At 63.2% G+C, this 7,743-nt stretch carries 9 protein-coding genes; 4 read left to right on the forward strand and 5 right to left on the reverse strand.

Going from position 1 to position 7,743, the window contains the following annotated elements; all coding sequences use genetic code 11:
- Window positions 1-9: 9 nt before the first annotated feature.
- Window positions 10-276, forward strand: a complete 267-nt coding sequence (locus tag AC1DJW_RS12240; RefSeq protein WP_284753144.1) for a hypothetical protein — start codon at window positions 10-12, stop codon at window positions 274-276.
- 22 nt (window positions 277-298) lie between these two features.
- On the opposite strand, the gene AC1DJW_RS12245 is transcribed toward AC1DJW_RS12240, so the two are convergent.
- The gene (locus AC1DJW_RS12245; protein WP_476901527.1) at window positions 299-772 is read right to left on the reverse strand and encodes a MarR family winged helix-turn-helix transcriptional regulator; all 474 of its coding nucleotides are present in this window, start codon (window positions 770-772) and stop codon (window positions 299-301) included.
- A gap of 205 nt (window positions 773-977) precedes the next feature.
- On the opposite strand from AC1DJW_RS12245, the gene AC1DJW_RS12250 reads away from it, so the two are divergent.
- Together AC1DJW_RS12250 and AC1DJW_RS12255 are read left to right on the forward strand one after the other, a co-directional pair.
- A complete protein-coding gene (locus tag AC1DJW_RS12250; RefSeq protein ID WP_476901528.1) occupies window positions 978-1,880 on the forward strand; it encodes a methyltransferase family protein in 903 nt (300 codons plus the stop codon).
- Window positions 1,881-1,956: 76 nt separating this feature from the next.
- Window positions 1,957-2,598 carry a dihydrofolate reductase family protein gene (locus AC1DJW_RS12255; protein WP_459341688.1) on the forward strand — a complete coding sequence of 214 codons (642 nt, stop codon included), beginning with the start codon at window positions 1,957-1,959 and terminating at the stop codon, window positions 2,596-2,598.
- Between the two features lie 27 nt (window positions 2,599-2,625).
- Here AC1DJW_RS12255 and AC1DJW_RS12260 read toward each other — a convergent pair whose 3' ends face one another.
- From AC1DJW_RS12260 to AC1DJW_RS12270, 3 genes are all read right to left on the reverse strand, one after another.
- Window positions 2,626-2,931 (reverse strand): hypothetical protein, encoded by a 306-nt coding sequence (locus AC1DJW_RS12260; protein ID WP_476901529.1) that lies wholly within the window; start codon window positions 2,929-2,931, stop codon window positions 2,626-2,628.
- Between the two features lie 86 nt (window positions 2,932-3,017).
- The gene (locus AC1DJW_RS12265) at window positions 3,018-3,677 is read right to left on the reverse strand and encodes a DUF1254 domain-containing protein (RefSeq protein WP_476901530.1); all 660 of its coding nucleotides are present in this window, start codon (window positions 3,675-3,677) and stop codon (window positions 3,018-3,020) included.
- A 1-nt stretch (window position 3,678) separates the two neighbouring features.
- Entirely contained in the window at window positions 3,679-4,062 is a 384-nt protein-coding gene (locus AC1DJW_RS12270) for a DUF1214 domain-containing protein (RefSeq protein WP_476901531.1), read from the reverse strand.
- Window positions 4,063-4,667: 605 nt separating this feature from the next.
- On the opposite strand from AC1DJW_RS12270, the gene AC1DJW_RS12275 reads away from it, so the two are divergent.
- On the forward strand, window positions 4,668-4,802 hold the full coding sequence (locus AC1DJW_RS12275; RefSeq protein ID WP_390281289.1) for a hypothetical protein: 135 nt from the start codon (window positions 4,668-4,670) through the stop codon (window positions 4,800-4,802).
- 269 nt (window positions 4,803-5,071) lie between these two features.
- Here the strand turns inward: AC1DJW_RS12275 and AC1DJW_RS12280 are convergent, their stop codons facing one another.
- Window positions 5,072-7,576 carry an RHS repeat-associated core domain-containing protein gene (locus AC1DJW_RS12280; RefSeq protein WP_476901532.1) on the reverse strand — a complete coding sequence of 835 codons (2,505 nt, stop codon included), beginning with the start codon at window positions 7,574-7,576 and terminating at the stop codon, window positions 5,072-5,074.
- Between the last annotated feature and the right edge of the window lie 167 nt (window positions 7,577-7,743).

A 7,743-nucleotide genomic window follows, 5' to 3' on the forward strand; every position in this document is an offset into this window, starting at 1 on the left:
AGCCGCGCTGTGAACGCGCTACTCACCTCATGCTTGGAAGGCGAGCTGGACCCGGTCCAAGGGCTTGCGAAGTTGTCCGTTGCCGAGCTCAACTTCTTGGCTGACGCTCTCTTCAGGTTGCTCGACGTCGGGAAGCCTGAGTTCGGGGTCAAGTCCTGGTACGACGCGGTCCTGGATGAATTGGCTGTGCGCGGCGAGGGTCCTACGGCCGTTGAGCGGTCCGCCGTCGACGTTTCCAAGAACCGCTGGGGCCTCCTGGGCGAGAAGCCCGAATGACGGTTTCCGACTCGCGCCGGGACTAGTCTTCCCGTGCTGCGGAGGCAAGAGGGGCGCTAGTGTTGACTCCCCCAGGTCCTTGCCGGCCTGCCAGCTCGCGCACGAGTACCTTCAATTCCTGCCTGAACATCGACGTATCGATGGACACTTGGGCGAGGACCTGTTGCTCCGACTCGACCGCCCGCTCAAGCGCTTCTTTGCCGACGTCGGTCAGCGAAACGACGTGCACCCTGCGGTCTTCGGAACTTCGACGGCGGCTTATGTGGCCGTGGGTTTCGAGCCTGCTGAGGGTCTGCCCCATGGTCTGGGCCTGCACGCGGACGATCTGCGCGAGCGCGGTCTGAGTGATGGGGCCCGTGACGGCAAGAACCTCGAGGGCGATGACACCGGCGTGGGTGAGGCCGATCTCCCTGAGATTCTCGTCCCAAGCGTGTTCCACCAGCCGGGCCGCTGTAGACAACAACCGTCCGGTGGGCCAACGCTCAATGTCCGGCATATTTCTCATTGTAGCCGCGAGGGGATTTTGCGGGGCTGGGGGTAACTAGTCCTGCGGGGGACTCGTGTGAAGACGGACGTAGCTTCGAATTCGGTAGGCTGAGCCAAAATTGTCTGCGATTGGGGCTACGGATGTTTGGGCTGAGCGGGTGTCGCCCTTGATTCGGCGGGGCGGAGCTATTTGGTGGGGCAGGGCATATTTTGCCATGCAGGCGATTGCCGGTTTCTTCTGGTGGGCCGCCGTCTTCCTGTCGTCGGTGGTGCGCGAGGCGACCCTCGGTAACCTCGACCCGGTTGCGGTTGCCGTGTTCGACATTCCTTTGTTCGTCGTGGCGTCGGCCGTGGCGGCGTTTGGCGTTAAGGCTGCCGCGGTGGCGAGTACCGGCTGGACGAGTGTTGTCGCCGTCGCACTGGCGGTATACGCCACCGTCACAACCGAAGCGGGCTGGGGCGTACTAGGCATGGGCGCTGCGACCGCAGGTTCAGTGATCGCACTCTGCCTCATCTTGCTAGGGCGTGTACCGACCGCGTGGATCATCCGCGGTCCATTCTCATTCCGGCCCGCAATCCCCCGCCCGGTCGCCGCCACCCATGTGGTTTCAACATTCGGGCAAATCATCATTTTCTGGGGGTTCTTCCTGGCGGTGATTCCGTTTGGGATAGCGGCTCTCGAACAGCGCTGGGCGGTGGTGCTCCCGTTTCCCTCGTTTGCCGCTCCTGTGGGTGTCGCGGTTCTGGTACTCGCCAGCGCCCTTGGCATCTCGGCGGCCGTAGTGATGTCGACGTTGGGAAATGGCACCCCGCTGCCGTCGGCAATGCCCAACCATTTGGTCATCGCAGGTCCGTATCGCTGGATACGTAATCCAATGGCGGCCGCGGGCATTCTCCAAGGCGCGGCAGTTGGCGTCATCCTGCAGTCATGGCTCGTGGTGGCCTACGCCGTCGTGGGCTCGCTGGTGTGGAATTACGTTGTCAGGCCGCTCGAGGAATCGGACCTGGAGGAACGGTTCGGCGAAGAATTCCGGCAATACCGCGATGCCGTGCGCTGCTGGGTACCGCGGGTGTCGAAGACCCGCCCCCAGGCCGCGGATCCCTTAATTCTTCCGTGAATGCTTCCGAGACAGTGGTCTCGGCACCAGTATGGTGATTGCATAACGCAACCACTGATCTGAGGGGACCTTCACCATGGCTGTTCGAGTTGACCTGAATATCTCGCTGGATGGTTTCGCCACGACCACGGACGCAACTCCGGAGAATCCGTTCGGATCGGACTGGGGCCGACTAGTTGACGCATATACGTCCACCCGCACGTTCCGTGAGCGGGTCTTGCATGACACGAGTGGAGAAGGAACGTCCGGCGTCGACGACAAGTACGCGGCGGCCTACTTCGAGGGGGTCGGAGCGGAGATTATGGGTGCAGGCATGTTCGGGTTCCATAACTTCCCCGATGACCCCGATTGGAAGGGTTGGTGGGGCGACGAGCCTCCCTTCCGCGTCCCGGTGTTCGTCCTCACTCACACGCCCCGCCCTGACATCACGATGGACGGCGGTACGACCTTCCACTTCGTAAATACCAGCCCCGAAGAAGTGCTTGAACGAGCGCTCAGTGCGGCGGGTGAAAAGGACGTGCGTATCGGAGGTGGCCCTACCGTTGTGCGCGATTACCTCAGTGCCGGACTTGTCGATTGGCTGCACGTCGCGATCACCCCGATCCTGCTCGGTAGCGGAATACGCCTTTGGGACGATCTCCGGGGGCTGGAAAACGACTACACCGTCACGTCAGAGACTGCCGAAAGCGGCATCATCCACGTCACGTTTCGCCGATGACCATCGCAAGGAATCGCCTGGTTGGGCCTACTCGCGGTTGAGCGTGAAGGCCAGGCTGGGAACCGCGAAGGACAGGAGAAAGATCGGCAGGGGGCTCTTCCCGCTGCACCGGAACCTGGCGATTTCGCCCTCGGTGACGTCGAAAGACTTGGTCTGGCTCAAATTTCGGCCATTTCTGACTTGCAGTGTGTGATGTCCGGGCTCGACTGTGATGTCGATTGTCTTGTTCAGTTCGACAGTCCCGGCAGGTTTCCCGTCGACTATGGCCTCGTACGTGCCGCGCCGGACTTCCACGCCGATGGCCTTATGTGTCAGTTTGAGCGTTGCGGACATTCTGATCTCCTCTTATGTCCTGGAAGGGCCGGTCGGCCAGCCAGCGGCGGCGGGCCGTCCGCCGTCGTACATCTGGGCTGGTCACGCTATTGCTTTAGCGGCGCGAGCTGGATTTGCTTCGCGAGCGCGTAAGCGGTTGGAAGATCGCTGTCGCCTTCGACGAACACTCGGCCAACGACGAGCGCGGAATGGGATGGCGGGGAAATCTGCGTCATCCCATTCGATACGGTTCCCTTCCAGCCGGGCCCGCTGAGGACATAGTCGCCGGCTTTGGTTCCCGTGGTGCGTTTGCCGACGTAGGCAAAATTTGTGCTTTTCGACGGGTCGGTGAACTGCATGCTGAAATAGCGCCCGGCCATGTCCGGTACGTGCAGGATTTGCGGTCCTTTGCTCAAGTCGAGCCAGCCGCCGATGTAGAGCAAGTCGTCGGCCCCGGTTGCCATAAGGCTCCCGCGGGACGTCGCCGTTGACGGGGACGACGTGCCGGGCACGGCGTACAGCTTGTTGACGGGGATCGGGCCCTCACCGAATCCGTGCTTGAGTATCGCCCTCTTGTATCCGTTGACTGTGAGTCGCGGCCAGAGGTAGATGAAAGCGGGCGCGCCAAGCCCCCATACTATGACCGCCGCGATGACGAGTGGAACGATTCCGTCCCCGTTGGCGATCCGCCGGTAGATGACCCAGGCGAAGACGGCCAGTATGACGGCGGTAAGGGGCCGTCCGTACTTCAGGATGAGTCGGTTCATCTCACTGCGCCCTGACGATGCGCGGCAATTGGTACGTGCCGTCGAGAATTGCCGCGCCAGGCATATACACGCGGAACATCAGCTTGAAGTTCCCCGGCGGAATGGGCGGCCAGTTCTGCTCGTGGCCGCTCGGAGCCTGACGCTGGAGATAAATATCGACCGAACCGTCGGCATCATGTGCCAGAGCGGAACGGTCACCAACGCTGTAGCGGTTAGCGGGATTGTCCACCATGTACCCGACGGTGTCGGTCGGAGTGAGCGACCAGAAAGCGTCATGCGGCGGGAGTTTCCCGGGAGGAAAATGCAGGGTATATCCATTCCCGCCGCTCAGCGTTTGCCCTGAGCCATCCACAGTGGCGGTCCAGTACGCGGCCTCTTCAAACACGTTGGCAAGGCTTTGGCGCAAGCGGCCCGAACGAGGACTCCGTTGCCGGGCTGGCCGCACTTGCGGATAGCACTCCACCCGTTGACAGTCGTTGTGACGGCCCGGCCCACGGCATTCATCACGAGGATCGCCGTCAAGAAGGCCAACACGGCACCGAGAATCAATCCTTGCACCACACCGGACTGCGAGAACCACGCGAGGGCATTTGCCATAACCGCAAACTACCACTGAGCTAGGTGGCGGGGTGTGGTGTTCGGCATTGATCGGGCGAACCACGATGCAGGCGTTCCTTCGCGACGGATCAAAGGGGGTGTGCGATGTCTCGATTTAGGAACGGTCATTCTGGTATCCACACTCGCGGGCCAGCGATCGGGCAAGTGGGTTAAACCGCACACTGGCAAGCTCCCACGGTGGAGGACCGGCAATCGAAAATACAGCACAAGCACCCCCCTGCCCATGCTCCCGCTGGCAGGCGGGAGATCGCGAAGACGGTCAAGACATCCTCGCAGAAGGCCCAGGGCAAGAAACGAAAGGCAAACCAACCCGCATGGTGGAACAGAGCGAGGGCCGCTGCGTCTGTTTAGGTGCCTAAGCATGTACCGGACGTGCCTGTTAGTCACGGACAGGCCATCGCCGCGCGGCAGGCCAAGCAGATGGCGACCGACGAATCACTCGCCGCCCGCCTCATTGGGGTCGATCAACATTCGACCAACCTCTTTTGGCCCTTCGAGGACGACTAATTGCGCGCCAGGATAAAGCGCCTCCGAGCCTGGGGCATCTTCGACGAGGGCCCTGACGGATGCTTTCATCCATCCGTTTTCGTCCGGGCGGCTAAGCAATTCCAGCACAATGCTGAACTGCGGACCGGTTGCTGGCCAGCCCGGAAGCACTTCGGCCTCGCCACCTAAGTAGGGGACCGCTGTAGTTGTATAGGTCGGGCCAGGCGGAGGGCCAGATCGCCGCCCCCCCTCGGCCGCGGAACGAAATCGTAGGAGGCCGGTCCAAGTGGTCATTGCAGTTTCCATCCGAATCGGTTGAGCTGGTCAAGTTGGTGCTCCCCAACGTAGCGTGCTGGACCGATACCGTCGAGCTTCGCGAGCCGCATTAGTTGATCGGCGAACGACCCGGAGACTCGGACCTTGACCACCGATCCTTCGCCATAATTCAGGAGACTTCCCCATTGCGCTGCGTGCTCTCCGGATTCGGCGAACCACTTGCCGCCGAGTGAGTTCTTTCCAGGTTGAAAGCCGCTCTTTTCAATGTCGGCGAGTTCACCCGGACTGACGTGGCGATAGAGGTCCACGCCATCGTCCGCAGCCTTCGCGGCCTCGGCGCCGAGTTTCCCGATCTTGGCAAGTTTACCGAGAGGCCCAGCACCCACAGTCATCGCCATGTAGAGCCCATCGCCTTCGTCGATGGCGGGTTTGCCTTCGAGACTGTTTGCCCACATATCGAGCCCGACCGCCGAGAGCCCGCCGAGACCGGGCACGAACGACGCGTCAAAGCTGAGGTACCTCAGCGCTGTTGCGGAGGCGGCCTTATTGCCGTTTTTGCGTATGTATGCCATCGTTTCGTCGGCATCGATGACTTCCGGTTCCGGAGCGGCGGTGACGACGGGGTGGTACACAGGTACCACGGACGCATAGAAGCGTTGGTATGCGATTGGCTTCCAGGGAAGGAAATAGTCATTGAATGGGTGAGCGTCCTCCCATCGGGAATCAACGGCCCCGTATCCGTACCATCCCCCGTCACCATCTGTGAGCTTTGGTCCCAAGATCATGAGTCCGGAGGGGTCGGTGTTGTTGATGGCGTCGGCTTCGCCGTAGACGTACGGGGAGAAGTTCTTTGCGACGTCCGGTTTCAGGACGGGGTCAGGGCTGGTGAAGGCGCCTAGTACGGGGTCGAGGTCGCGGGCTCCGAGATGCGTCAGGGTGCTGATCGTGTCGGCGAGCCCCCCGATGTACCCGTTCACAGCGCCGTACCCGGTCGGGTTGGCGTCGTTGGACCCGACACCAGTGGTCCCGGCCGGGGCGGTGGCATACGCGCCGGAACCCCCAGCTGCCTGGGTGGGGCCGCGGGCCAGGCCCATGGGGTCGGTGTAACGGGTCTGGGCCGTGGCTGGGGTGGCCCCGGCACTGGCCTGGACGATGGTTTGCGCCGTGTCGACGCCGTCGCTGATGATGAAAGCGAGCTTCACGATACCGCCGGCGGCGGCGCGCTGGGCTAGGGTCTTCCCGGCGAAGGTGTAGCTCTTGGTCGCGGTCTGTACCCCTCCCGGGGTGGAGTGGGCGGTGACGGAGCCCAGGGTGACGGTGGTTCCGGTGCCGTCGATGAGCCCGACGAGGTTCCCTGCAGCGTCGTAGTACCGGGTCCCGGTGCTGCCTGCGGTCCCGGTCACGGGTCCGGGCGGGGTTCCTGCCGTGGCGGAGGGGTTCGGGTTGACAGGCAGGGTGGACGTGCCGGTGGTGGCGGAGAGTTTCCCATCCGTGGTGTAGGACAGGGTTTCCCCGGCGCGGCCGGTCATCCGCCCGGCCGCGTCCCAGGTGAAGGTATTGGTCGTGGCTGTCCCGGTGGCGGGAGTGCTGGTCATGGACTGGAGCCGGTGCGGGCCGGGTTGCCCCGTGGCCGGAGCCGTGGAGTAGCCGGAGGTGTCGGCGATGAGCTGGACGGTACCGGAAGAGTTGTTCTTAAAGGACACCGTCCCGTCGGCCCCGACCGGGACGATGACCAAGTTCGGCACGGTCTGGCCCACGTCGAAGTTCACGTTGGACGTGCCCGGTTCCGGGGTCCGTCCGGCGTAGGCGGTGATATTCCCGAACGAAGTCGGGGACGTCACGGTCAGATTCAGGGCTACGGCGGAGACGCCGCTGGCGGGGATGCCGCCGCGGCCGGTGACTTTCAGGTTCACGGTCTGGCCGGCCCCGACGGGACCGGTGGTGCCGCCGGTGCCGTTGCGGGTATCCAGTTGCCGGGTCGGGGTCTGGGCCGAGAACGCCCCGGTTGCGGTGGGGGTGCCGGCGAGGTAGTAGCCGGAGGTGTCTGCGATGAGCTGGACGGTGCCGGAAGAGTTGTTGGTGAAGGAGACTGTTCCGTCGGCCCCGACCGGGACGATGGCGAAGTTGGGCACGGTCTGGTTCGCAACGTAGTTCACGTTGGAGGTGCCCGGTTCCGGGGTTCCTCCGGCGTAGGCGGTGATGTTCCCGACGGCGGTCGTGGAGGTGACCGTGATGTTCAGGGCGACGGCGGAGACGCCGCTGGCCGGGATGCCGCCGTGGCCGGTGACTTTCAGGTTCACGGTCTGTCCGGCCCCGACGGGGCCGTTGGTGCCGCCGGTGCCGTTACGGGTGTCCAGTTGCCGGGTCGGAGTCTGGGCCGAGAACGCCCCGGGGGCGGTGGGGGTGCCACCGAGGTAGTAGCCGGAGGTGTCCGCGATGAGCTGGACGGTGCCGGAAGAGTTGTTCGTGAACGACACCGTTCCGTCCGCGGCGACCGGCACGATGGCGAAGTTCGCCACGGTCTGGTTCGCGCCGTAGGGGACTGCCCCGGCTTTTGTTGACTCGGGGTCTTAGGCCGCTGTGAGCGCGGTCCGGTTGATTGTTTCATATTCGATTGGCGTGAGTTTTCCCAGCCGTCTTTGCCGTCGCCGGCGGTGGTAGGTCCTTTCGATCCAGGTCGTGATGG

The sequence above is a fragment of the Arthrobacter sp. 05L417 genome (assembly GCF_056397865.1).